This is a genomic window from Pantoea sp. F_5 (assembly GCF_008631595.1).
In the GTDB taxonomy this organism is placed as follows: Bacteria; Pseudomonadota; Gammaproteobacteria; order Enterobacterales; family Enterobacteriaceae; genus Pantoea; species Pantoea gossypiicola.
Map to the genome: position 1 here is coordinate 161,291 of NZ_VWUO01000001.1, position 24,270 is coordinate 185,560.

General features: G+C 53.5%; 26 protein-coding genes, 1 tRNA gene and 1 pseudogene. 22 read left to right on the forward strand and 6 right to left on the reverse strand.

The features are described 5' to 3' along the window. The first annotated feature begins 27 nt into the window (after nt 1–27). Nucleotides 28–1,260, forward strand: coding sequence for an alanine transaminase (gene alaC / locus F3I44_RS00755; protein ID WP_150012465.1), 1,233 nt, complete (start codon nt 28–30; stop codon nt 1,258–1,260). A 51-nt stretch (nt 1,261–1,311) separates the two neighbouring features. On the opposite strand, the gene ypdK is transcribed toward alaC, so the two are convergent. The 3 genes from ypdK to F3I44_RS00770 all read right to left on the reverse strand — a co-directional run bounded on the left by ypdK (nt 1,312) and on the right by F3I44_RS00770 (nt 4,217). Further along, nucleotides 1,312–1,386 (reverse strand): membrane protein YpdK, encoded by a 75-nt coding sequence (gene ypdK / locus F3I44_RS00760; protein ID WP_099257831.1) that lies wholly within the window; start codon nt 1,384–1,386, stop codon nt 1,312–1,314. A gap of 201 nt (nt 1,387–1,587) precedes the next feature. Continuing rightward, the gene (locus tag F3I44_RS00765; protein WP_150012463.1) at nt 1,588–2,616 is read right to left on the reverse strand and encodes an HlyD family secretion protein; all 1,029 of its coding nucleotides are present in this window, start codon (nt 2,614–2,616) and stop codon (nt 1,588–1,590) included. 2 nt (nt 2,617–2,618) lie between these two features. Next, nucleotides 2,619–4,217, reverse strand: coding sequence for an MFS transporter (locus F3I44_RS00770; protein ID WP_150012461.1), 1,599 nt, complete (start codon nt 4,215–4,217; stop codon nt 2,619–2,621). A gap of 149 nt (nt 4,218–4,366) precedes the next feature. Here F3I44_RS00770 and F3I44_RS00775 point away from each other — a divergent pair, with 149 nt between their 5' ends. From F3I44_RS00775 to F3I44_RS00795, 5 genes are all read left to right on the forward strand, one after another. Then, the gene (locus tag F3I44_RS00775; RefSeq protein ID WP_010257875.1) at nt 4,367–5,152 is read left to right on the forward strand and encodes an IclR family transcriptional regulator; all 786 of its coding nucleotides are present in this window, start codon (nt 4,367–4,369) and stop codon (nt 5,150–5,152) included. 7 nt (nt 5,153–5,159) lie between these two features. Further along, nucleotides 5,160–5,612, forward strand: a complete 453-nt coding sequence (locus tag F3I44_RS00780) for a universal stress protein (RefSeq protein ID WP_013358635.1) — start codon at nt 5,160–5,162, stop codon at nt 5,610–5,612. Between the two features lie 9 nt (nt 5,613–5,621). Continuing rightward, nucleotides 5,622–6,428 (forward strand): hypothetical protein, encoded by an 807-nt coding sequence (locus tag F3I44_RS00785; RefSeq protein WP_150012459.1) that lies wholly within the window; start codon nt 5,622–5,624, stop codon nt 6,426–6,428. A 266-nt stretch (nt 6,429–6,694) separates the two neighbouring features. After that, on the forward strand, nt 6,695–6,976 hold the full coding sequence (locus F3I44_RS00790) for a lipoprotein (protein WP_150012457.1): 282 nt from the start codon (nt 6,695–6,697) through the stop codon (nt 6,974–6,976). Nucleotides 6,977–7,488: 512 nt separating this feature from the next. Beyond that, complete coding sequence (locus F3I44_RS00795) at nt 7,489–8,364, forward strand: SMP-30/gluconolactonase/LRE family protein (protein ID WP_150019163.1); 876 nt, start codon at nt 7,489–7,491, stop codon at nt 8,362–8,364. Between the two features lie 47 nt (nt 8,365–8,411). On the opposite strand, the gene F3I44_RS00800 is transcribed toward F3I44_RS00795, so the two are convergent. Beyond that, nucleotides 8,412–9,638 carry an MFS transporter gene (locus tag F3I44_RS00800; RefSeq protein WP_150019164.1) on the reverse strand — a complete coding sequence of 409 codons (1,227 nt, stop codon included), beginning with the start codon at nt 9,636–9,638 and terminating at the stop codon, nt 8,412–8,414. A 295-nt stretch (nt 9,639–9,933) separates the two neighbouring features. On the opposite strand from F3I44_RS00800, the gene F3I44_RS00805 reads away from it, so the two are divergent. Next, the gene (locus F3I44_RS00805) at nt 9,934–10,167 is read left to right on the forward strand and encodes a hypothetical protein (protein WP_033733431.1); all 234 of its coding nucleotides are present in this window, start codon (nt 9,934–9,936) and stop codon (nt 10,165–10,167) included. A 36-nt stretch (nt 10,168–10,203) separates the two neighbouring features. Here the strand turns inward: F3I44_RS00805 and F3I44_RS00810 are convergent, their stop codons facing one another. Continuing rightward, entirely contained in the window at nt 10,204–11,103 is a 900-nt protein-coding gene (locus tag F3I44_RS00810) for a DMT family transporter (RefSeq protein WP_150012661.1), read from the reverse strand. Between the two features lie 176 nt (nt 11,104–11,279). On the opposite strand from F3I44_RS00810, the gene F3I44_RS00815 reads away from it, so the two are divergent. The 15 genes and pseudogenes from F3I44_RS00815 to F3I44_RS00880 all read left to right on the forward strand — a co-directional run bounded on the left by F3I44_RS00815 (nt 11,280) and on the right by F3I44_RS00880 (nt 23,966). Further along, nucleotides 11,280–12,149 (forward strand): helix-turn-helix domain-containing protein, encoded by an 870-nt coding sequence (locus F3I44_RS00815; RefSeq protein ID WP_150012451.1) that lies wholly within the window; start codon nt 11,280–11,282, stop codon nt 12,147–12,149. A gap of 566 nt (nt 12,150–12,715) precedes the next feature. Further along, on the forward strand, nt 12,716–13,216 hold the full coding sequence (gene tssB, locus F3I44_RS00820; protein WP_150012449.1) for a type VI secretion system contractile sheath small subunit: 501 nt from the start codon (nt 12,716–12,718) through the stop codon (nt 13,214–13,216). A gap of 33 nt (nt 13,217–13,249) precedes the next feature. Then, nucleotides 13,250–14,797 (forward strand): type VI secretion system contractile sheath large subunit, encoded by a 1,548-nt coding sequence (gene tssC / locus F3I44_RS00825; protein WP_150012447.1) that lies wholly within the window; start codon nt 13,250–13,252, stop codon nt 14,795–14,797. Nucleotides 14,798–14,814: 17 nt separating this feature from the next. Continuing rightward, nucleotides 14,815–16,164: a type VI secretion system baseplate subunit TssK gene (tssK, locus tag F3I44_RS00830; protein ID WP_150012445.1), complete on the forward strand. Its 1,350-nt coding sequence runs from the start codon at nt 14,815–14,817 to the stop codon at nt 16,162–16,164. Beyond that, nucleotides 16,161–16,889 (forward strand): type VI secretion system protein TssL, short form, encoded by a 729-nt coding sequence (tssL, locus tag F3I44_RS00835; protein ID WP_150012443.1) that lies wholly within the window; start codon nt 16,161–16,163, stop codon nt 16,887–16,889. Before tssK ends, tssL begins: the two co-directional genes overlap by 4 nt. After that, nucleotides 16,889–17,056 (forward strand): hypothetical protein, encoded by a 168-nt coding sequence (locus F3I44_RS00840; RefSeq protein ID WP_190286011.1) that lies wholly within the window; start codon nt 16,889–16,891, stop codon nt 17,054–17,056. The genes tssL and F3I44_RS00840 overlap by 1 nt, the downstream gene beginning before the upstream one ends. After that, nucleotides 17,034–18,221 carry a type VI secretion system Vgr family protein gene (locus F3I44_RS00845; protein ID WP_223813000.1) on the forward strand — a complete coding sequence of 396 codons (1,188 nt, stop codon included), beginning with the start codon at nt 17,034–17,036 and terminating at the stop codon, nt 18,219–18,221. The genes F3I44_RS00840 and F3I44_RS00845 overlap by 23 nt, the downstream gene beginning before the upstream one ends. 2 nt (nt 18,222–18,223) lie before the next feature. Further along, the gene (locus tag F3I44_RS23645; RefSeq protein ID WP_223811640.1) at nt 18,224–19,681 is read left to right on the forward strand and encodes a hypothetical protein; all 1,458 of its coding nucleotides are present in this window, start codon (nt 18,224–18,226) and stop codon (nt 19,679–19,681) included. After that, entirely contained in the window at nt 19,681–20,745 is a 1,065-nt protein-coding gene (locus F3I44_RS00855) for a type VI secretion protein ImpA (RefSeq protein ID WP_150010646.1), read from the forward strand. Before F3I44_RS23645 ends, F3I44_RS00855 begins: the two co-directional genes overlap by 1 nt. Before the next feature lie 2 nt (nt 20,746–20,747). Further along, nucleotides 20,748–21,197 (forward strand): type VI secretion system baseplate subunit TssE, encoded by a 450-nt coding sequence (gene tssE, locus F3I44_RS00860; protein WP_150010662.1) that lies wholly within the window; start codon nt 20,748–20,750, stop codon nt 21,195–21,197. A gap of 14 nt (nt 21,198–21,211) precedes the next feature. Continuing rightward, nucleotides 21,212–21,682 carry a hypothetical protein gene (locus F3I44_RS00865; RefSeq protein ID WP_150010644.1) on the forward strand — a complete coding sequence of 157 codons (471 nt, stop codon included), beginning with the start codon at nt 21,212–21,214 and terminating at the stop codon, nt 21,680–21,682. Nucleotides 21,683–21,803: 121 nt separating this feature from the next. Continuing rightward, entirely contained in the window at nt 21,804–22,202 is a 399-nt protein-coding gene (locus F3I44_RS24205) for a hypothetical protein (RefSeq protein ID WP_150010642.1), read from the forward strand. 78 nt (nt 22,203–22,280) lie between these two features. Further along, nucleotides 22,281–22,439, forward strand: a complete 159-nt coding sequence (locus F3I44_RS23650) for a hypothetical protein (RefSeq protein ID WP_156085415.1) — start codon at nt 22,281–22,283, stop codon at nt 22,437–22,439. Beyond that, nucleotides 22,412–22,543: pseudogene (locus F3I44_RS24210) on the forward strand (GIY-YIG nuclease family protein); the annotation flags it as partial. The gene F3I44_RS23650 and the pseudogene F3I44_RS24210, both read left to right, overlap by 28 nt. A 46-nt stretch (nt 22,544–22,589) precedes the next feature. Beyond that, nucleotides 22,590–23,966: a VasL domain-containing protein gene (locus F3I44_RS00880; protein WP_150010640.1), complete on the forward strand. Its 1,377-nt coding sequence runs from the start codon at nt 22,590–22,592 to the stop codon at nt 23,964–23,966. Nucleotides 23,967–24,193: 227 nt separating this feature from the next. Here the strand turns inward: F3I44_RS00880 and F3I44_RS00885 are convergent. Next, a tRNA-Arg gene (locus tag F3I44_RS00885) sits at nt 24,194–24,268 on the reverse strand. Between the last annotated feature and the right edge of the window lie 2 nt (nt 24,269–24,270).

Genomic DNA, 24,270 nt, shown 5'->3' on the forward strand with positions numbered 1-24,270 from the left:
GGGCGCTTACGTAATCCAGAGGACATCATGGCTGATAACAGCACACCCCGTCGTTTCTCACGTATTGAACGTTTACCCCCTTACGTTTTCAACATCACCGCTGAACTGAAGATGGCTGCGCGCCGGCGCGGCGAAGATATCATCGACTTTTCAATGGGCAACCCTGATGGCCCGACCCCGCCGCACATCGTCGAAAAGTTATGCCAGGTAGCGCAGCGCGACGACACCCACGGTTATTCCACCTCACGCGGCATTCCGCGCCTGCGGCGGGCGATCTCGCGCTGGTACGCCGAGCGATATCAGGTGGAGATCGATCCTGAATCTGAGGCGATTGTTACCATCGGTTCCAAAGAGGGACTGGCGCATCTGATGCTGGCGACGCTGGATCATGGGGATACCGTGCTGGTGCCCAATCCCAGCTATCCGATTCATATTTACGGTGCAGTGATTGCCGGAGCGCAGGTGCGCTCGGTGCCGCTGGTGGCAGGTGTCGACTTCTTCAATGAGCTGGAACGCGCCATTCGTGAGAGCTATCCCAAGCCAAAAATGATGATCCTTGGCTTCCCGTCAAACCCCACCTCACAGTGTGTGGAGCTCGACTTTTTCGAGCGGGTGATTGCGCTGGCAAAACAATATAACGTGCTGGTGATCCACGATCTGGCTTATGCCGACATCGTCTACGATGGCTGGAAAGCGCCGTCCATTATGCAGGTGCCGGGTGCACGTGACGTTGCCGTCGAGTTTTTCACCCTGTCAAAAAGCTACAACATGGCGGGCTGGCGCATCGGTTTTATGGTGGGCAACAAAGAGCTGGTCGCCGCGCTGGCACGCATTAAAAGTTACCATGACTACGGCACCTTTACGCCGCTGCAGGTGGCGGCGATTGCGGCGCTGGAAGGGGACCAACAGTGTGTTCGCGACATCGCAGAGCAGTACAAACGGCGTCGTGATGTGCTGGTCAAGGGATTGCATGAAGCGGGCTGGATGGTCGATAACCCGAAAGCCTCGATGTATGTCTGGGCAAAAATTCCGGACCACTATGCGCATCAGGGCTCCCTGGAGTTTGCCAAACATATGCTGCAGGAGGCGAAAGTCTGTGTTTCGCCCGGTATCGGGTTTGGCGACTATGGTGATACGCACGTGCGTTTTGCACTGATTGAAAACAGCGATCGCATTCGTCAGGCGGTACGGGGAATTAAAGCGATGTTTCGTGCCGATGGCGTTTTGCCTGGCAGCATGAAAACGGAAGAAGAGCACTGACAGCCAGCAGGGGCGACGCAATGGTCGCCCCGTGGCGGCACTGTCACGCCATTACTTCAGCAGCAGAACAAAGGTTCCGAACCAAAGTAATGCGAAAAAAGATATTCCCATCAAGGCATATTTCACAAAGCAACTCCTCTGAGCGGTTACGATGATGGCGATCCCAAACCAGTGCAACGCGAACAGCTGTAGAAAAGAGATCGCCATTTCAATAATGGTCTGCTCATTTCCGGGTCGATCTGAATAACTCAGAACAGGATCAGGCGCTAATTTACGCGTAATCCCGCCTAAATGAAATAGGTCCGTTCTGAGATATTGCTCACAATTTTACGGCACCTGAATTTCCGGGATCGCCGACATGCCGACACGTAACTGAGCCAGATGCTGTTGGTCACTATCCAGCACAATTTTAACCGGCAGACGTTGAACGACTTTAGTGTAGTTGCCGGTGGCGTTATCGGGGGCGATCGCGGAAAAAGTTGCGCCGGTGGCCGGCGCGATGCTATCCACGTGACCGGTGAAGGTCTTGCCTGGCAGGGCATCGATACGAATCTGAACCCGCTGACCCGGACGTACATCGCTTAACTGCGTTTCAAGGTAGTTAGCGGTAATGTAGGTTTGCTGCAGGGGTACCACCGCCAGCAGACGGGTTCCGGCTGACACGTAAGCGCCAGTCCGCACCGAGCGCTGACCCACCATCCCGTCAACAGGTGCCGTAATACGCGTGTAGGAGAGGTTCAGTCTGGCCTGATCGACGCTGGCTTTAGCCGCTGCGACATCCGCTTCCGCTGAACGCACCGCAGCCTGTAATACGCCGACCTGTTTCACTGCCGACACTAACGCAGCCTGACTCTGATGCACGGCTGCCAGGGCTGAACGTTGGTTCGAGCTGGCTTTCTGCTGATCGTCGGCGGCTACGGTACCGCTTTTATAGAGTCGGTTGTAGCGATCGGCACTCTGACCGGCATACTGCGCGGACGCCTGGCTGGCCGCAACGCTGGCTTTCTGCTGATCAATCACCGACTGCTGCTGTTCAAGCTGGGCCTGGCTGCTCAGCAGTTTCGCCTGACTCACCTGCAGGTCAGCCTCGGCACTCTCCAGCGCCACACGATAGTCACGGTCGTCCAGTGTTGCCAGCAGCTGACCGGCTTTGACCTGCTGATTATCCTGCACCTGCACATTGCTGATGTAGCCGGAGACTTTTGGTGCCACCAGAGTGTAATCCGCATTGACGTAGGCGTCGTTGGTGCGGTGATCGTTGCCGCTCATCATTGACCAGACTCCAAAAGCGATGGCCAGTAACACCAGCAGCAGCAGTGTGAGCACCAGAGTTCTTTTCATTTCGAAAGCACGCATATTCAGTTATTCCGGGAGGGGTTTTGAAGCAAAGTTTGAGGCGGCCAGACCCGTTTTGGCAGGATGGCGGTAAGCAGTAACAGGCAGGCGGCAAAACCGGTGAGCATCAGCCAGCTGTCGCTCAGGCTCAGCACCGTGGCCTGATGCCGGACCAGCGTGGCGAATCCGCTGAGATTATCGCTGGCGCTGATGCTGCCATCCGGCAACAATGGCAAACTGCCGCTGGCCTGATCGGCCGTCGGCGCGGTCATCAGCCAGCTGCGACTGGCGGCCTGATCAATCAGAACACTGGAGTGAAACTGCTCACGATGGGAGAGGAACACCTCAACCAGCGTGGAGGCGGCGATGCTGGAGAAGCCGCGTACTGTATTAAACATCGCCGAGGCAAACGGGCCTTCAGGGGGAGCCACCACGCTGGTGGCGCTCATCAGTATCGGCAGAATTATCATCGGTTGGCCGAACGCCTGCAGAATCTGCAGCAGCCAGAAATTCTGGCGCGCCCAGTCACTGGTAATTTGCGAGCCCAGCAGACAGGACGTTACCAGCAGGCCGACGCCCGCCGTCAGCATCCAGCGGCAGTCAATCCAGCGAATATTCAGCAGTGCCGCAATTAGCGGTGCGATCAGCAGTTGCGGCAGGCCGACCGCCAGCGCCAGCGGGGCAAACTCCAGGGTGCGAAAACCGCTGACCTGCGCAAAATAGGCCGAAGGCAGAGCGGAGCCAGACAGACCAAGGATGAGCACGCAGGCCAGTCCCAGCAAGCCGTGCGCCAGATTGGGCCGCCGCAGCATCTGCAATTTAAACAGGGGCAGCGGGTGAAACCACTCATTAATCAGGAAAACCAGCAGCAGCGGCAGCGCCGTCAGCAGCATACCGGCGATCAATGGCGAGTTCAGCCAGTCGAGACGCTCACCCTGAGTCAGCACCAGAACCAGCAGCGCAACCGCGCTGCAGCCGGTCACCATGCCAGACAGATCGATCTGCTGAAAGCGTTCCGGACGCAGCGGGTCCTGCGGTATCCCCCAGCTAATCAGCACCATGGCAATGAGCATTAATGGCACGACCTGCCAGAACACCATCATCCAGCTGACATGATCGGTCCATAACGACGCCAGTGAGGCCGCCATATTGGGGCCAAATGTCGCGGTCAGGGCATAGCCCGCCAGGCCAAACAGCTTAAAGGGCGGCGGCAGAAAGCGCAGGGCGACGGTCATCAGCATCGGCGGCAGTGCGCCACCAAACAGGCCCTGCAGCACGCGCAGGCTGATAAACAGCGTTGGGTCAGGCACCAGCGGCAGCAGAATACCGGTCAGCATAAATCCTGCCGATACGCCAAGGGTGAAACGCCGCAGCGACAGCGTGACGGCAAACCAGGGCGCGATCATCATGGCGGCGACTTCGGCGGCCTGATAACCAGAAATGATCCAGCTACCCTGATCGTAACCGATGCCAATGGCAGCCCGGATATCGGCCAGTGCGATATCACTGACGCGATCGTTCAGCCCGGAGGTCAGGGCAGCAATGAGTACGCCGACCAGGCCAAGCGCCAGTCGCAGTGTAAAAGGATGAGGGGCCGGCGCGGTGGCAGGCTTAGCGTTCATTGCAGGCGATCTCGTTATTATGATGCAGTGTACTGCGATGTGATACAGGGCGTAATATTACATCCCGGTATGCTGTATTGCAATGTGGTACAGGCTGTAAAAAGTGCGGCATTCGCGCTACAGTAAGGCAGCTCAAACAGGACGACGCTATGGCACATCAACCCTCCAGCCGTGAGGATGAAAAAACGGGCGGTATTCAGGTCATCGCCCGTGCGGCAAAAATTCTTAATGCGCTGGGCGAACAGCCGGGCGGCATGAGCCTCGGCGAGATTGCTCAGGCAGTAGAACTGCCCCGTTCAACGGTGCAGCGTATCGTTGCCGCGCTCGACAGCGCCGAGCTGGTGCGCAGCAGCGGGGCAGGCGGATTGCGGCTGGGGCCGGCACTGTTAAAACTGATCTCCAGCGTCCACACCGATGTGGTCGACCTGGTCAGTCCGCTGCTGGAAAAACTCTCTTCCGACACCAATGAAACCGTCTCGCTGGCGCGCGCCAGCGGCAGCCAGCTGGCAATTATTCACCACGTGGTCGCGTCGCGGGAGCTGCGGGTCGTTCCGCATATGGGACTCAATCTGCCGCTCTACAGCACCTCCGGTGGACGGGCACTGCTGGCGCTGGAGTGTGAAAAAGATGTGCGGACGATCGTCGGTGACGCCTGGCAGGAGTTAACCGATATGACGGTGAAAACACTGCCGCAGTTACTGCAACTTATCAGGGAAGTGCGCGAAACCGGTATCGCTGTGGATCGCGGTGAAACGCTGGAAGGTATCTCTACCATGGCGTTTGCACTGGATACGCTGTTTGGTCGCTTTTCTGTCTCTTTGCTGGTGCCCTCTGCACGTTTTCTGCGTCACGAAGCCCGTTTTCGTGACGAGATGCTGAAGTGCAAAGAGGCGCTGGTGCGTGAAATCGGCAAAGTCGCCGCGATAGAAGGATAAGCATCTGATGAAAACCCTGCTGATGGCTATTGATCACTCTCCGGTCGCGGAGAAAGTGGTTGCCTTAACCATTGAAGAAGCGCTGGCGCATCGCGCCGATGTGGTGGTGCTGTGCTGTGTTGATCCTGCTTACTCCTCCTGCAATCAGCCAATGGAAATCGATGCTGGTGAAGATCCCGCCGATTTTGTGGCGGCGCAGGATGAGCAGAATACAGCAGAAATGGTGGTGCGCCATGCGCTGGCACCGTTATTGCGCGCGGGCATTAATGCGCGTGGCATGATTCTGGCGGGTGACGCAGCAGACACCATCGTTGCCCAGTCGCAACAGCTTAAAGCCAGCATGATTATCATGGGACGTCGCCATCTCTCTTCTTTTAATCGGCTGTTAAAAGGCTCGGTCAGCGCATCAGTTATTGAGCGTGCTCACTGTCCTGTGCTGATCGATGTGCGTAAGGATTAATCCCGCAGCATGAATTCTCTGCTTTTTATTACGCTGGCCGCGTTTGCGCTGCTGGCGCTGATTGTCATTGTGCTCATCAGAACCACCCGGCTGCGTTTGTGGCAGGGGCTGATCCTCTTTCTGCTGCCACTGATAGTGGCAAATCTGCTCTGGTTCAGCTGGGTCGCGCCGCATCAGCAGCAGACTGCTCAGCATGAGCAGGCGGTGAATCAACTGGCAAAGATGCCTGGCTATCGGGTATTGCAGACGCAGGAACCGGCATTATGGCTGTTACTGACTCAGGAACTCACCAGGCGGATCCGTGCGGGCGAGCAGCCTGACAGGGCGACGGGTGAACTGCGTGGCTGGCTGATTGAGGTGATTAATCAGCGACTGATGCGCGGAACAGATGCGGCGGTCGTTAACTATATCAGCGTCTCGGTTGAAGAGATGCGGGCACTGAACCAAATCGATCCGGGCCTCTGCTTCCGTTATCTCTATCCGCAGGTGAGTGGTGGCATCAATTTGCAGACCACACTCTCAGCGTCGCTGAATCAGAAAGAGGCTGATGCCATGGAGCTGTTGCTGCTCAATAGCTCGCCACCCGAACAGCCCCTTAAAAAGATCCAGGCGCAGGATGATCTGCAAAAGATTGTCGGTCGGCTTTATCTGAAGTGGGGCGACAAGCTGCAGCAGCTGAATATGCCTGCCGACACGGCGGTGGATCGCTCTTCGCTGTGTGCCATGTCGATTGATCTCTACAGTGCCATTCTGGCATTACCTGACAAGCGCGCCGCTAATCTGTTACGTAGAATGGTTGCTATGACAGGCCAGTAAATCAGCGTACAGCGGGCGAAAAAAAGCCCGCTAAGCGCGGGCAGGGAAGAGAGAGGAACAGATTTCTTATTTTTGACATTTCCTGGTGTGGTGCAGTCTTCGTTTGGTCTGATTACATCCTGTCACGTTTAGAATGATAGTGATAGCCGTTTAATCGTATTACATTAATCGGTAAAATCTTATCAAGTTTTGATTTTTCGCGCATTAATCCTATGGATGCGCGGCATGCTGCGTCATACACTGCGTGGCAACGTGAGGATAACTAAATGAAAAAATTAATTACCGGCGCACTGGCGCTGATTCTGCTGAGTGGATGTACTGCCAGCAAACCCGGGGCATTTGAACGCGTTGATGAAGATCCCAGCTCGAATACCGTGCAATACCGTTATGACCCGGTAAAGGTTAATCGTGATGCGATGGATATCGATCTGGCGAATTACTGCAGCAATAAAGGATTTGATAAAGTTGAGGCGCTGCCTGCCCAGGAAAGTCATATTCCGGGGCTGAAGAAAGTCTGGTTTCAGTGTAATTATGCGCTGAAAAGCTGAATAAAACGGGCGGGATAATTATCCCGCCCTTAAAGTTTAATGCTTTTATTTTATGCTGTGTGACATCTTTGCCCGTTAGTGGCGATGGTGACCGCCGTGATACCCACCGTGATAACCTCCATAGTAGCCTCCATGATATCCGCCGCCACCCCCGCGGTGCCAGCCATTGTCGTGTCTGGGGCTGATGATACAACCGCTTAATAATGTCATCAGCACAATCACCGAAGCGACTTTAATTGATCTTTTCATCGGAAGCCTCTCCTCTTTTCCAATGACTACGACACTACGCTGGAAAAGTGGAGTGAAGATGCAGGCTTTGTAGAGTTATTTAAGAAGATATGACGGAATATTTCAGAGTGATCTATTTTTCCGCGGCGGTAAATAAGAAAATCGGAATGAGCTGAATATTAAATACTATCAAAGAGAATAGTCTTAAAATCAAGAGAAAATAATTCTCATTTGAAAGTTTTTACCACTACATTATTAGCATGTCATTTTAATGGGAGAGAAACATGGCGCATAACGTAAAAAATATTCTGGCGTTACAGGCTGAACTGGGGGAATGCCCGCTCTGGTCAGTAGAAGAACAGGTACTCTATTGCGTCGATATTCTGGCTCCGGCCATTCACCGTTTTGATCCGGTCAGCAGTGAATTGCAGACCTTCCCGCAGGCGGAAGAGGTAGGATGCATCGGTCTGCGTGAACAGGGCGGGCTGATAGCCGCATTGCGCAATGGTGTCTGGCTGCTGGATGCGCAGGGTAAACCAGAGAAAAAGATTGCAGAGAATCCCGGTGTGGCGGCACAAAGTCGCTTTAATGATGGCCGTGTGGATCCATGGGGTAACTTCTGGTGCGGCAGCCTGTGGGAACCGCAGGACAAAAACGGCGGGCTGCTGTGCCGCGTAACGCCTGACCTGAAACTGGAAGTGAAGGCGCAGGACATTAAAATTTCCAACGGGCTGGCATTTTCTCCGGACCGGCAATGGATGTATCACAGCGATACACCGAATGAGTCGCTCTATCGCTATCCGTTAAACGAGCAGGGCGAACCGGGTGAACGCACGCTGTTCCGTCGTTTTGACGCGAAAGGGGGATTACCGGATGGTGCCGCGGTGGATAGCGAAGGTTTCTACTGGTCTGCACAGTTTGATGGCGGACGCGTGGTGCGTATCGATCCGCAGAGCAGCGAAATCGTTGATGAGATCCTGCTGCCGGTGAAGTGGCCAACCATGGTGGCCTTTGGCGGTGCCGATCTTAAAACCCTGTTTATCACCAGTTCACGGGAAGATCGCACTGAAGAGGAACTGGCACGCTATCCGCAGTCAGGCGATATCTTTGCCGTGGACGTCGCGGTGGCGGGAATAGCAGAGCCGCGATTCCGCGGCTAAAGGTTAACGGGCCGCGCAATGGCGGCCCGTTAACGTTGCCCGTAAAGTTAGTGGCGTTGTAACACCGGTTCTGCTGTTACGGAACTCTGCGGCAGTCGGATGGTGAGCGACAGGAACAGGGAGATGACCAGCAGCGTCATAATCAGGCTGAAGGTAACGGTGAAACCACCAAACAGCGAGGCGACCAGCGAGCCCAGCACGCTTCCGATACCAAAGCCCAGATAGAGCAAGCCATAGTTTTTTGTCAGGTTGTTGAGGCCGAAAAAGTCACTGACCAGTGATGGGAACACCGTGATGGTCCCGCCAAAGCTAAAGGCCACACAGGCGAGTGACAGGAAGAAGGTCATCTCATTCATTCGGGTGAACAGCAGCACGCTCATCCCGATCAGTGACACAATTTGCGCCAGCGAAATGACCCGGATACGCAGCATTTTGTCAGAAAGCACGCCCAGCACCAGACGACCACTCAGATTAGCAATCGCTATCACCGTAACTGCGCTGGCAGCAGTCTGTGTGGAGAGATGCACCAGACCTTCGCCGATATCTTTGGCAACCCCTATTACATAGAGTCCACTCATACAGGCGGTCAGGAACATCAGCGCCAGCATCCAGTACTGCGGCAGACGCACTGACTGTGCCAGCGTGTAATCCCGCGCATGTTGCTGACCTGGGGTGATGGTCCGGGTCTGCTGCAGTGGCGCTTCACGCATCAGCAGCGCACCAGTAATAATCATCGACATGGCAAGCACGCCCCAGATCATAAAGGTCTGCTCCAGACCGACCGTAGCCAGCAGTACTCCGCAGATAAACTTGAATCCCAGACTGCCAAGGCCGTAAGCGCCAATCGCACAGGCAGAGATCATCCCTTTACGCTCCGGGAACCATTTCACGCAGTTTGACAGCGTCATCAGGTAACCGGCACCATCGGCCAGACCGACCAGCAGCCCGGCACTGAAGTAGAGCATCATCAGGTTATTCGCGTGTGCGGTGAGCCAGAAGCCCAGCGCCATCAGTACACCCGCGCCGATAGTGACGCGGCGTACGCCAAAACGTTCCTGTAATTTTCCAGCCAGTGAAGAGGCGATAGCCAGCCCTAAGCTCAGCAGGCCAAAGGAAAATGCGACCTGACTGATCGGTGCATCCAGCTTCTGTGATAGCTGACCGTTGAACAAACTCCATGTATAAACTGACCCCAGCGCAAACTGAGTGATTACCGTTCCGAACAATGTAAGCCAGCGGGAACGCTGGTAAAAAGCCTGTTGAGTCTGGTTCATAATTTATCTCTCCCGTCCGGGAATCTGGAAACTGCGGTCAGAATAAAGCAGTGATTCGCGCGCGTGAGCAGCAAAGGTATGAACGGAACGTATCAGGGAATGAAATGCCATTCAGGCGGTATGAATGACACAACGCAAGTGTGCAGCGATAATGCAACATTGCGTTAAAAGTAACCAAAGCGGCAGCTTAATAAATAAGCGTAACCACCCGTAATAGAATGTTTCAGCGAGCCGGTTATGTGAGCAGGCTTGGGGATCTTTTGCCAGGCTGATAGTTCACTTATCAGGAGGAAATATGAAAGACCGGACATATGAATCCACCACCAGTGAGGACGAAGTTTGCTGCATCATCGGTCAGGCGGTGATTGAACTCAGTACAGAACAACAGCCTGTGACCAAATCGACGCTGGCATTGAAGCTTTTGTCGATGGCCGATCGTGATAGTGACGATGAGCGTGTTCTGCTCTACTGGATTGCGCGTAAAGCGATTAATCAACCACAGAAACTCCTTCAGCAGCAGTGGGCTTAATGCTCATCCGGACGCGGGCCTGAGCCCGCCTCCGCGTCAGATGATTACCTGGCGACGGCTTGTCGGCCAGCGGGCAAACATCACAATATTGCCCAGTAGAATCATGACAAGGCCAGGGATGGCGCTGACATGCCACTCATAACCCTCAAAACGGGTCGAGAGTGCCAGCGCAACCAGCGGAAACAGAACCGTTGTGTAGGCAGCCCGACTGGCTCCGATACGTCCCACCAGCGTAAAGTAGGCCCCGAAACCCATTACTGATCCGACGATAGCCAGATAGGTTAATGCGCTAATCCACTGGACATTCCATGTTGGCTGTAGTGATACACCCTGTAGCAGTGAGACCAATCCCATTATCAGCGCACCGTATAACATGCCGTAACTGTTCGTTGTCAGCACGTCGCGTTGCAGACGCTGATGCCGCTGACTGATCATATTGCCGAATGAAAATCCCAGCGTGCCCAGCGCACTCAAACCAATGCCCCACATCAGCCCGGCAGAGGCCTGCGTGCTGCGCAGATCGTGCCAGAACAGCGCAACGATGCCTGCCATGCCCAGCACGATCGCCGGAATCAGACGAGGGGAAGGGCGTTGACGGAAAAATATCCAGCTGTTAATGGCGTTATACATGACCGCCATAGAGAAAATAACCGACTCCAGTCCGCTGCTGATATAGCCTGAGGCGTAATAGAAACAGACAAAGTTGAAGCCAAAGACGCAGCAGCCCTGAAGCATGCAGAAGAGATGATCGCGCAGCGTCAGCCTGTGCAGCCGTTTTATCAGCTTAAGCAGCAGTAACATGACCAGTGAAGCCAGTAAAAATCGCCAGAACACTGCAACAGTCACGGCCCCCATGCCAGCAGACTGTTGCGCATAGATCGCAATCCAGGTTGTGCCCCAGATGAGTACGACAGAGAGATACAAAAAGAGGTTCATTGCCAGGTTCTCCACCACAAAACGCCGAGTCTGCAGTGGTAATGCGCGCGGATCTTGCAGCGGATTGCGCCGGGTTTGCAAAATCTTGCGCATTTTTATCCTCTGTCCCGATGTGACCTGTTTTCTGTCCCCGGCAATCCGTAAACTGGCCTTCTGTTTATCTGAACTGATACCCCATGCGTACCTATCAAACCTTTGAAATGCTGCAACGCCACAAAGCACAACTGCGCGATCAGGTACACCTCAATAATGGCATTCAACTGGCCGCCTGGTTTAATAGTGGCGATCGCGTCACCAATCTGAGCGATCATCACACGCTGAGCCTTTATGTGGCGGGGGGCTACGATACCTGGCATAAAACAGCGCACGGCTGGCGCAACGGTGGGGCCCCGGATCGCTTCTGTCTGATGCCCGCAGGCAAGGAATCCACCTGGGATTTGCGTGCCGACCTCGCTTTTGTTCATCTCTATTGCAGCGAGAATCAGCTGCGGCATCTGGCCGAACAGGTCTGGGATCGCAGCCCGGCGCAGTTAAATCTGCATGAGAAAGTCTTTTCCGCTGATGACCGCATTACCCAGCTTTATCGACACTTCCTGCTAAGCAGCGACTGGCAACAGCCCGCCAGTCAGCTGATATTGAGCAGTGCATCAACCCTGCTTCTTACCCATCTGCTGCAGCAATACAGTGAGGTTAAATGGCCATTGCCACAGGTACGGGGCGGACTGGCTCCGGCAGTCTTGCGGCGGATTCTCGACTTTATTGAAACCCATCTCGACCAGCCTTTGACCCTGGCGGTGCTGGCGCAGGAAGCGGCGCTGAGTGAATTTCATTTTGCCCGCATGTTCCGTCATACCACTGGCGAAGCGCCGCACCAGTTTGTGATGCGTCGTCGTATGGATCGTGCGCGAACATTGCTTGATCGGCCCGACCTGACGCTGACCGAGATTTCTCTTCAGTGTGGTTTTCACTCTTCAGCGCATTTCAGCCATCGCTTCCGTCAGGTCTATGGTATGACGCCTTCGGCGTGTCGGCGGGGAAGTCGCTGACCGTCTTAGCGACAGCAGGCGCTATGGATAGCGCATCATAGCACCATAAACCATTAACATAAATTATCATTAAGGCTGGCCTGTTTAGGTTAAGTTTCGTCATCCATTTCTGACGCAATTCTATTAAACAATCATCAACCGCACTTTTTAGCCATATGACATTTTTGTGCTTATTCCTGGAGTGAAGAGTCGACTGAAACATTTGGTAATCCCAGATATCATGCGTGTGTGAGCGGTGGTGTTAAGAAAACTCTTATATATCAGATCGATATGATCTTATTCCTGACAGACCTCCTTGTTACTTTTTGTTACATCTTATCATTTCATTTAATTGGCCCACTATTTTTAAACTCGCGCCATGGGTGTTTATCTGAAAAATAAATCTCCGTATTCACGTTTCTACACCGCGTCATATCGCCAGTAAATGGAATGTACTCGCTTCTGACCGCAGGTTCTGCTTTGTGATTAATGTTTAAAAGCAGGAATGTTTTCTGGCAGGGTAAGCCGTTCTTAAAATTTGACACTGGCTGTGACGGTTTCTATCACTCAATAGATTAGGGACAGCCATGTCTAACTCTTCCTTTCAGTCCGAAATACCAAAGGCACGTATTAATTTAAAGCTTGATTTGCATACGGGTGGAGCGAGCAAGAAAACTGAGCTCCCCCTGAAATTGCTGGTGGCGGGCGACTTCAGTAATGGTCAGGAATCTGCCCCCCTGACTGAGCGCAAAAAAGTTAGCCTGAACAAAAATAACTTCGACTCAGTTCTTTCCGAATATTCCCCAAAAGTTAATCTGACCGTTAAAAACACACTTGCCGGTGATGGTAGCGAAAATAGTGTTTCACTGACCTTCCGGAGCATGAAAGATTTCACCCCTGAACAGGTCTCCCGGCAAATTCCTCAGCTGAAGGCGATGCTTTCCATGCGCAACCTGCTTCGCGATTTGAAAGCGAACCTGCTGGACAATCAGGATTTCCGAAAAGAGCTGGAAAAAATTCTGCTCGACCCGGCGTTAAGCGCAGAACTCAGAGCCGAACTTTCAGCCCTGGCACCTAAGCAGCCATAACGGTCACGATGATTTAACGGATTAAAAAGGAAGATGCTGATGTCTGTAAAAAATGAGAATGCGGCTGGTGGTGAAAGCGTGGTGCTGGAACGTCCTGCTGCGGGTGGGGTTTATGCCTCCCTGTTTGAAAAAATCAACCTGAACCCGGTCTCTGAGCTGAGTGCGCTGGACATCTGGCAGGACGCACAGGCGATGTCGGATGCGACCGCGGATGAACGTTTAACGGCGGGGATGCAGGTGTTCCTGGAGTGCCTGACGAAAGCGGGCTCAAAAGTTGAAAAACTCGACAAAAACCTGATTGATCACCATATCGCGGAGCTGGACTACCAGATTAGCCGTCAGCTGGATGCGGTCATGCACAGCGAAGAATTCCAGGCGGTGGAGAGCCTGTGGCGCGGCGTGAAATCCCTGGTCGACAAAACCGATTTCCGTCAGAACGTGAAGATGGAGTTGCTGGATATGTCAAAAGAAGACCTGCGTCAGGACTTCGAAGACAGCCCGGAAATTATCCAGAGCGGACTGTATAAACAGACCTATATCGATGAGTATGACACCCCGGGCGGTGAGCCGATTGCCGCGCTGATTTCCGCTTATGAGTTTGATGCGTCTGCGCAGGATGTTGCTCTGCTGCGCAACATTTCAAAAGTGTCTGCCGCAGCGCATATGCCGTTTATCGGCTCTGCCGGCCCGAAATTCTTCCTCAAGGACTCAATGGAAGAAGTGGCAGCCATCAGGGATATCGGTAACTACTTTGACCGTGCGGAGTATATCAAGTGGAAATCCTTTCGCGAGACGGACGATGCCCGCTATATCGGTCTGGTAATGCCACGCGTGCTGGGGCGTCTGCCATATGGTCCGGACACCGTACCGGTTCGTAGCTTTAACTACGTGGAAGAAGTGAAAGGCCCGGATCACGACAAATACCTGTGGACCAACGCTTCGTTTGCCTTTGCATCCAACATGGTACGCAGCTTCATCAACAACGGCTGGTGTGTACAAATCCGGGGCCCGCAGGCGGGTGGTGCCGTCCAGGATCTGCCTATTCATCTGTATGACCTGGGTACCGGCAACCAGGTGAAAATTCCGAGTGAGGTGATGATTCCGGAAACCCGCGAGTTTGAGTTTGCGAATCTGGGTTTTATTCCGCTTTCCTACTACAAGAACCGCGATTACGCGTGCTTCTTCTCGGCAAACTCGACCCAGAAGCCGGCTCTGTATGACACCGCCGATGCAACGGCCAACAGCCGCATCAATGCCCGTCTGCCGTACATCTTCCTGCTGTCGCGTATTGCGCACTATCTGAAGCTGATTCAGCGTGAAAACATCGGCACCACCAAGGACCGCCGTCTGCTGGAGCTGGAGCTGAATACCTGGGTGCGCAGTCTGGTGACCGAAATGACCGATCCGGGCGATGAACTGCAGGCTTCTCATCCGCTGCGCGATGCGAAGGTGGTGGTGGAAGACATTGAGGATAATCCGGGCTTCTTCCGTGTGAAACTCTATGCGGTGCCGCACTTCCAGGTGGAAGGGATGGACGTCAACCTGTCGCTGGTTTCACAGATGCCGAAAGCCAAATCCTGAGGCGAGGGGAAATCAGGGTGAAAATTTATCGTCCGTTATGGAATGAAGGGGCGCTTCTGGCCCCTCAGCAGTTCCAGCAGCAGTCTGAATGGGATGCATTTTCCCGGGCTGGTATTGCCGCCCGTGGAAATGCTTTCCCCTGGGGTGTTGGTCGGGTTGAGCTTGATGACGCGATGCTGGCCTCCGGCCGCGTGCAGGCGCAGTCACTTCGTCTCTGGTTACCGGATGACACACTGGTTGATACCCGATTCAGTGACCTGCCTCCGGAGCCACGTGAAATCGAGGCACCGGCTTCTGCCGGCAATGTCCCGGTGACAGTTTATGTGGCGTTACCGGTGATGCAGGCCGGGATCGTGAATGTACAGACAGACACGCTACCTGCAGAGCGCCCGCTGCGCTATCGGGAAGCCTGGGAGACAATCGCCGACCGCTTCGGTCAGGAAGAAGAGTCGATGGCGGTGGCCCGGTTTAATCTGGCATTCCGTTTCGGACATGAAGACAACGGTGCCTGGGATACCTGCGCCATTGCCCGTCTGTTACAGGACGGGCAGGGGGGCTGGCGTCAGGATCCTGACTTTATCCCGCCGATGGCGCTCTTCTCGGCAAGTCGTAATCTGTGTGAACGTCTTGCGCTGCTGAATCGCCAGTTGCGCTCCCGTCGTCAGCGTCTGATGTCCATGCGTCGTGAAAGCAACGACAGAATGGCCGATTTTGCGGTCGCTGACGTTTCGTTGTTCTGGTTGCTGAATGCTCTGAACTCGCATGCACGGGTGCTATCTGAGTATGAGCGCTTCCCTGACAGACATCCTGAGCAGGTCTGGGCCGAACTGGCGCGTCTTGCCGGCAGTATGCTGACCTTCTCGCTTGAGCACGATCTGGATGCCATTCCGGGATATGACCACCGCGCGCCGGAAAAAACCTTCCCGCCGCTGTTTGACCTCATCAGTGAGCTGCTGGAGGCCAGCCTGCCGTCACGAGTGGTCGCGGTCAGGATGGATCGTCTGGATCCGGAAACCTGGAAAGCGGTACTGCATGATATTCGTCTGCGCGATGAAGCGGATTTTTACCTTTCCGTACGAGCCAGTCAGCCGGCATGGCAGATTGCCGAACGGTTCGCAGAGATGTGTATTGCCGGTGCTCCGGCGAATGTCGGTGAAGTATCCGGCGTCGCCGTCGAGGGAATTAGTCTTATTGCCCTGAGCCGTGTCCCGGCTGCACTGCCGGTGCGTCTGGAGAACCAGTACTTTGTACTGGATATGGAGAGTGATGCGGCTCGCGAAATGCTGGATCAGGGGGTGTGCGTATTCTATGTTCCATCCCTGCTCGGCGAGCTGGAGCTTGAACTTTTTGCGGTGTTGCGCTCATGAATAAGGTTATCGACATTGATACCCTGATGGCGGAGACCTGGCTAACCGTGGCGCAATTACGTCACGGTGGACAGGTGACAGATGGCCCTGCACTGTATGCGGCCTGCAAAGCGCAGGTGGAAAGTGTACGCGAGGCGCTAGGGCGCGCCGGGCTGGGTGCTGAAAGTATTGATCACATCACTTATGCCCAGTGCGCCCTGCTGGACGAAACCGTCATGAACCGTAAGCCGGAGGCTCAGCAAGCGGAAAATGCGCAAGCGGCAGTATCCGGCGACAGTGCCCTTGGTGCGTTGAATATGCCCCTTGATGCCGGGCAACGAGCCTGGCGTTCTGCGCCACTGCAGGCGGTTTACTTCGGCTCCCTGAGAGCGGGCGGAGCCTTGTACGATCGTATCGCGGAGGTGTTGCGTCAGCCCGCGCCGGAGCCTGCGGTGCTAACCTGCTACCAGCGGGTGCTGGCGCTGGGGTTTCAGGGGCAATACAGCCTCTCCGGGGTGGGACAGTCTCAGCGCGATGAAGTGATCGCTGCCCTGAATGAGCGAGTGCCACCGCTGGAAAGCGGGACATCACTGGTGGTTCAGAAGACCGGTCGCCGTCGTTATAACCTGCTGCGATCCGTCTGGTTCTGGATTGTGCTGGCGGTGATCCTGACCGGTGTGGTGTGGCTGGGTGGTCATTTGTGGTTGCAGGATCTGCTGCGCCAGCAACTGCCGGAGCAGCCCTGATGCGTGGAAAAACAGTCGTCCGGGCTGCTCTGCCGGTAGTGCTCTGCCTTGCCGCCGTGTTGTGGCTGGTATGGGGATTCCTGACCTGGCCGGTTGCCGGGAAAGCCATCCTGACTCTGGTGGTCTTGCTGGTTGCGGGCATGCTTGCCCGTCGCCGTTACCGTTGACCCGGACCGCCCGTACATCGCCCATGCGTTCCATGACTCTGAACACCCGGACGTGGTCACCCGCGATAACCGCAGTCAGAACATCCTGCGCACAGCAGGCCAGAATGAACTGAGGATGGAGGACCAGCGCAGGAGTGAACATATCGCGCTCAGTACCCCGTTCGGGGCCACGGCACTGAACCAGGGCCACATCGTTGATGCAGAGAACGAGCCACGGGGAACCGGGTTCGAGCTGCGCACCGATGAGTACGGCGTTATCCGTGTGGCAAAAGGGCTGCTGGTCATCGCCGATGGCAAAGTGCATGGCGAAGGCGATGTGCTGAGCATGGATGAGGCTCTGAGGGAAATTGAGGCCGTCCGCGTACAAATCGAGGGGCTGGCCACAGCCACCCGGCAGGCGAAAGCCCTCGAAGCTGATATCGCCAGCCAGCAGGCGATGTTCGCCGCACGGCTGAAAACTCTCAATGAGATGCTTCACTTCTCAGCCCCCGAGGGGATGGCTTTTACCAGCGCAGAGCACCTGCAGCTGGCGGCCACTGACAATATTGCCCTGAATGCCGGTGGTGATATCAGTATCGGGACCCAGGGGCATATCACCGGACTGGCAGGCGACAGCGTGGGATTGTTTGCCCAACACGGTAAGCTGAGCCTGATTTCGGCTCAGGGGCCGGTCCAGTTTCAGGCGCAGAACGGGATGATGCACCTGAGTGCGGAGCAGAAACTGACTCTCATCTCTGCCAGCGAGATGCTACTGGCCGGGAAGAAGCGAATACGTCTGGTGGGTGGGGGGAGTTCCATCCTCATTGAGCAGGGGCAAATCAAATACGAGACGGCGGGAACCTATACCCGTAAGGCCAGTCGACTGGATACGGAAGGTGGGGAGTCGCAGACGGTAAAATTGCCTTATCTGCCCGGCAAGGGAGAACACGACCTCGCGCTTAACTTCTTTGACGGGCAGGATGCTATCCCGAAAGCCCCCTATACCCTTCATTTCGATGGTGGCAGCGAACTCGCTGGCGTACTGGATGAGCAGGGATACGCCCTGCACAAAAATGTGCCGTCTGAGCCAGCGACCGTGACTTACCAGCTTCCACCGCCTGAGCCGGAAAAGCCCTGGGCACCGTGGGATTTACTGCTGGAAAAAACCAGCGTCAGGGAGGGATAAAAATGATAGATCAGGAACTTCAGCACGCTCTGGCTTTCTACCAGTCCCCACCACAAAGCTGGTATGACGAACTGGCAGATAAAGCCAAAGCATCCGGAGAGTGGCTGTGGGAAACGCTTCAGGGCGACTTTAACGAACAGCAGACGACCGGGCAGATCGTTACCGGAACGGTTATCTCAATGATCCCTCTGGTGGATCAGATTTGCGACGTCCGTGACCTTATCGCCAACTGCAAAAAGATAAAAGAAAATGATACTGAGGTCTGGCCGTGGGTGTGCCTTGGTCTGACGCTGGTCGGTTGCTTCCCGACGCTGGGCTCGCTGGTCAAGGGGAGTGCCAAAGTGATGTTATTGTCCGTGCGCAAAGCCCATTTTAACGAGCTGAGCAAGGCGGGTAACTACAGTCGCCTGCTGGACGGGAGTATCGCACAGCTCAACCGTTTTCTGGATACTCCTGCGGTTCGTAGTACGTTACGAACGCTTTGTATCTACAATCCCTATCATTATCTGGCAGGCAAAATTGATGAACTGAAAGGCATGCTCAGTACATCGGCGCTGCTTGAGGTGATGGACAAGCTGATGAAAGTGACGCGCAGTCTGTTCGATACAGTAACCAACTGGGGGCCATCCAGCCTGCAACGTCCTGTCGCTGCACTGTGGGAAACGCTGGTCTCTGTGCGCAGCAAAGCGAATGCAATGCTGGCGAAAGCGCTGAAACCACTGAACGACATTCTGGAGCGCCTTGCGAATCGTCTGAGAGTAGAAGGAGATAATGCGTTTCGTGCACATGTCGGGGAGAACGCTCATTTCTACGGTGCGACCCGAGCTGGTGCAGAAGTAGAGTATTTCAAGCGTGAGAAGCCGGATTGGGTGGATGTTGGGGCGAAGGAACCCAAATATGAAGCTCTATCCAAATTCAATCAGGATGCTGATATTGTCCGAGGGTGGCCGGATATAAGTGAAACAAGCAAGAATCCGGCATTAAGAGGTAAGTACGATACTTTCGACGAATCTATGCAGGCTGCTGAAATCCCCGCTGGTACAGTTCTTTATCGTGTAGTTGACCCTTCCTCTAGTGATAACAATATCTGCTGGATGCGTAAGTCTGAGTTCGACAAATTAACCAGCAAAAGTGACTGGCGGCGGCGTTTTGCTGTGTGGAAGAGCTGGAATGAAAACGGTGAATATGTGACCTATATCATACCACCAGGTCAGCCATTAAAGGTCTGGGAGGGACGTGCGGGTACTCAAATTAATCGTGAGGCTTTTGAGTATTCGCTGGATGGGGGAGCAGTGCAAATTGTACTTGACCCGTCACAACTGAAAAAAAAGTACACCGGGCCACGGCAGAAAACAGGCTGGGGATATGGTGATACCACTAATGACCCTGTTTATCCGTATCTGGGGTTGCCGAAACTGGAAAATACCCACAACTGGTACGAACCAAAGGATAAAAAATAATGGCTGTATTACATCCTCAGGAATGCTATCTGCTGGATAAATTTATTTCTCCGGAACATTACGCCGCAACTCGCGATGCGATTATTGCCTATATTGACGCTCATGAAGCAGCGTTTGCCCGCTACCTGCGGGAGATGCCGTTAAACAGCCGTAAACTCCCTCTCTGGCAACAGGCCGATATAGTGTGGGGGAATCGGGTGATGCCAAATATTCGATCCGCCAGAGAGCGGTATACAGAAGCATTTATTTTGCGTACCCATAATGATATCAGGGCATTTAACATCGGTCATACTATGAGTGATATTCGCAAAGGTATTACCGAATGCTGGGACGGTTGGATGACGGAAGAAGAGATAGCAAAAATATTTGAGATTGAAAGTCGTGCAGCAGAATTAGATAAGCGGCTATCTGTGACAATCAGAGGTTCCTGGAGTGAAGGAGACTTAACTTATGATGGTGAGGGGGTCTATACCTTTGATGATATTCCAAACTCGATTCCACGATATGAGCTTGATCAGTCAGTTCGAATCGAATTAGGTGAGATTCCAACTCAAACTGGTATCTATCTACCTGATATAGATTTCGCACCAGCAAGATTTATTCCTGCTGATTATGGGCAACCCGCATCAGCACGTCAGGGGTTAGAAAGAGGTAATTATGTCAGCAGAAGTGGAGAAAGTAAGTATAGTTGGAAAAAGTCTCAATGGGCCAAAACAGGTTGGACACTGATCCGTCGTATCGAAGGTGAATATATCGATGTGCCGCCGGGTGGTTTTTTTCCGGAGGGGAAACCGGAAGAGCTTTATAACTGGCCACAGCGTGAAAAGAAACTTTTGCAGGAAGAGAGGGAACGTATTAACTGCTGGAGCGGCGCTTTTGCACCGTTCAGTGGCCGCTGGGCAGCCATTTTTAACGGGGCGACGCAGTACACCCAAACCCGCGTGGGGCAGATTATGCCGCAGTATGAAGATAAGCATGGTCAGAAGCACCCGGCTCGTTGGTCACTGCTGGAAAGGGATGATGGCGGCAGCGTGTTTGACATAGCTCCTGATGAGGGAAATTGATCATGCCGCGCAATTCGCCCTCATTATGCGAGATGCTTTATGGCAATTTTGTCGGTGATCTCGACCTTCAGCATATCAGTGAAGAAAATCAGATCATTTTGTCAGTTCTGGACAACATGCAACGGATCCTTAACTGCCGTGCAGGCACGCTAGCGCATTTGCCGGACTATGGCCTGCCGGATATGACCACAATTCTACAGGGGCTTCCCGGCACCGCACATAAGCTGATGTCGACGCTGTCTGCGGTCTTGCTGAAATATGAGCCGCGCCTGAAGTCTATTGAGGTGCTACTGCTTGATCAGGAAATTCCTGGTGAACTCCGCTACGCCATAGATGCAGAACTTAGCGGTATTGGTCTGGTGCGCTATGGCACTGAGTTTATGCCGGAGGGACGAGTGATGCTCAGACACCTGAAACAACAGCAGTATCTCGATACCAAATCCCGTCTGTAAGGTCAGAGAGCATCATGTCATTAAAATCACAGTTTCTCGAAAAATTGCAGACCAGAGAACCTGCTCCTGCGTCATCTCTCAATAAGACTCAAGCTGATATTACAGAATTTCGCCTGCGAATGACGCAACTTCAGGAGCAGATGAGCGCGTGGCTGGAAGGTACCGGACTAAGCGTGGAGGTGTACAGTACATCCGTTACAGATCTGCTGGTGGAGAACGGGACTTTTGAGATTACCGCCCTCGTTCTGCATATAGACGACCGGTCTGTAAAATTTGTGCCGATATTCCTGTATGGTCAGGGTGTAACCGGGTGTCTGGAAGCGACCTTCCATAATGGCGGCGTCGTGACGCCTCTGGGGCGATTATTTATGCGGTCAGGCACGTTGAACAACTGGACCTTTACTCCGCCTGGTGCTTTATCCCCTTCCGGGCAGGGTTTTGATGAGAGCACATTTTTTGGTTTGATTCTGGCGCTCCTTCCATAGCGGAGCCGGAATGAGTAATCGTTTGTTTGCCTGTCTGTGATTGCATCATTACCTGGCGAAACAGTTAATGGCTGACGGAGAACAGAGCGACAAAATAACGAAATAAATTACGGATATGGAAATGAGAAAATTAATCTTTATTCTGGTCTCAGGGATACTGTTTACGGCACAGGCCGATGCTGCACGTGGAAGACAGCCCTGCTCAGGTTCAAAAGGCGGTATAGCGCACTGCACATCGGATGGACGCTTTGTCTGTAATGACGGGAGTCTGAGTCAGTCGAAGCGATTCTGTTCCGGGTATGGTTCCTCAGCAGCCAGCAATCCGGTAAGACCATCTGCTTCCACCCGCAAGGCTAAGTCGAAAAAAGTGACAACTGCGAAAAAGCAGGAGCCGCAAAGTGTTGCAGAAAACGACGAACCGGTCAGTACCCAACCCCGACAGCCCACATGCGCTCCCCTCTATATGGCCAGTAAGCCCGGATATACTCATTTACCGATTTGCTCAGGGAATCAGTATTAGTCGGATAGAGCAGAGATTCTCTTCCCGTTATTCAGATCAAATCGTCAGGATAAAAATAAGAAAGAAAAGAAATAAAACATGACACGAAGAAAAAAAGATGACAATGCTGCGGGTATTATTCTGGTTATTCCTGGCGTCATTGCCTGGGGTATTTATGTCGCGGTAAGAGCATTAATCAATATTAATGGGCGATTTAAGCAGCGTAAGGTTTTTTCCGGGTCGAGCTCAGCCGGATAATCGATGAGGTTGAGCGTCATCATGGGCAGGTTGAATATATTGCTGACCCGGTGGCGCTACAGTATCTGCAGAGTCTCGAATATGCAGAAAGCCAAGCCGCATAAGCAATAACTTTCAATAGCTCCTTATACGTCAAATGGACAACTGGTCATGAATGACATCAACCCGCGAAAAATCAAAACCGGCGGCGACCCGCGCACGCTACCGGACTATGCCACCCTGCGTCATGAACTGAGTAAGCTGACACATCCGGCTCGTCCGGATGTGAACTGGCAGTATGTCGAAAAACTTTGTCTCTCACTTTTCGAGCAGAACGGTGTGGAGTTACAGACTGCGGCCTGGTACACCCTGGCCCGTACGCAACTGGCCGGCTTATTTGGGCTCAATGAAGGGCTGACGATACTTGAGGCACTGATAAACCATCAGTGGGGGGCTCTGTGGCCTCAGCCAGTCCATGCCCGGATGGAAATCCTCAGCAGTCTGAGTCAGCGCCTGCAGCAACGAATGCGTTCACTCCCGCTGAATTACAGCGACCTCAGCCAGCTGTACCGGGCGGAGCAACTGCTTACCGGACTCGGAGAGGTACTGCAGCGTCTGGAGCTTAAACATCTGAGCCAGCTCGATACGTTGCGTACCCTGATGCACAACAGTGCTGTCCGGCTGGAAAACAGCGATAGTACCGGGTCAAACATTCAGCCAGGTATTGTGCTGCCAGCCACCGTGATGAATGATGCGACAGCATCCACCAGAGACTTTGCTGGTGGTCCGGATGAAGATATGTCAGAGAGTGCAGTGAAGAGGGCTTACGTTGCGCAGCCGGAACAGCAGCCGAATGTGGAAGTGCTGGCAGCTATGCCCACTCCGATAAAAAAATGGAAATCCTTCTCCGCCGGGATGTGTACCATGCTGGTAATAAGCATAGTTTCAGTGTGGAGCTGGCATTTTCTACACCGTCCAGACCCTCTACAGAATCAGCTTGCTGCTTCACTGGCTCCGTTCCCTGCACCTCTTACGTCTGAACAGTTGGGGATGTTGCGTCAGCAGACTCCGTTACCGCAGGATCTTATCGCACAGACACAGCGGCAGCTTGCCCGGCTGGATAAGTTGCCGCCTGACTGGAATATTGACTTCAGTCGACAGCTTGTAAAACAGGCGCAGGTGCTTTCGCCAGAGCAGGCTAAACCTCTGGCACAAAACTGGCAGCAGCAACTCAATGCGATTGCATTACCGACAGAACATCTTGCTGACTGGTATCAGGGAATGACAACGCTACAAACACTCAGCGACAGACTTAACGGGCTTGATGAGCAGAAAGGTAAATACATAACGGTCAGTGAGCTGAAGTCAGTCGTTTTTTCAGCCATGCAGTCTTTCAGCCAATCGATACCGGCTGAAGAGCAGCTAAGGGCATTGTCACAAAATCCCGCGGGCGAATCTCTGCCTGCTGCTGCCAAAGCTCAGCTGGAGATGCATCTGAAGCAACTAACTGCCCGTTATGCAGAAATAAAACAGAATGCATCTAAATAAAAAATATCTGAAGCATTCGATGCAGCCAATTACCTATACCCGGCCGGTCATGATTACAACGCATTCGCAGGTGTTCATTCATTTGTCTGAAGAGCATAGCCATAGCCGTTAAACAATCAATGGTAATTGAGCAGAGAAAAGGCAAAGGGGGGTAGCCGTCATTAATGACCTGATGTTGATTTTTAAGGGGTTTAAATGATGGGGGCGTTTTCTAAAGAGAAGAAGTCTGGTGTCCCCTGCAGGAATCGAACCTGCAACTAGCCCTTAGGAGGGGCTCGTTATATCCATTTAACTAAGAGGACGT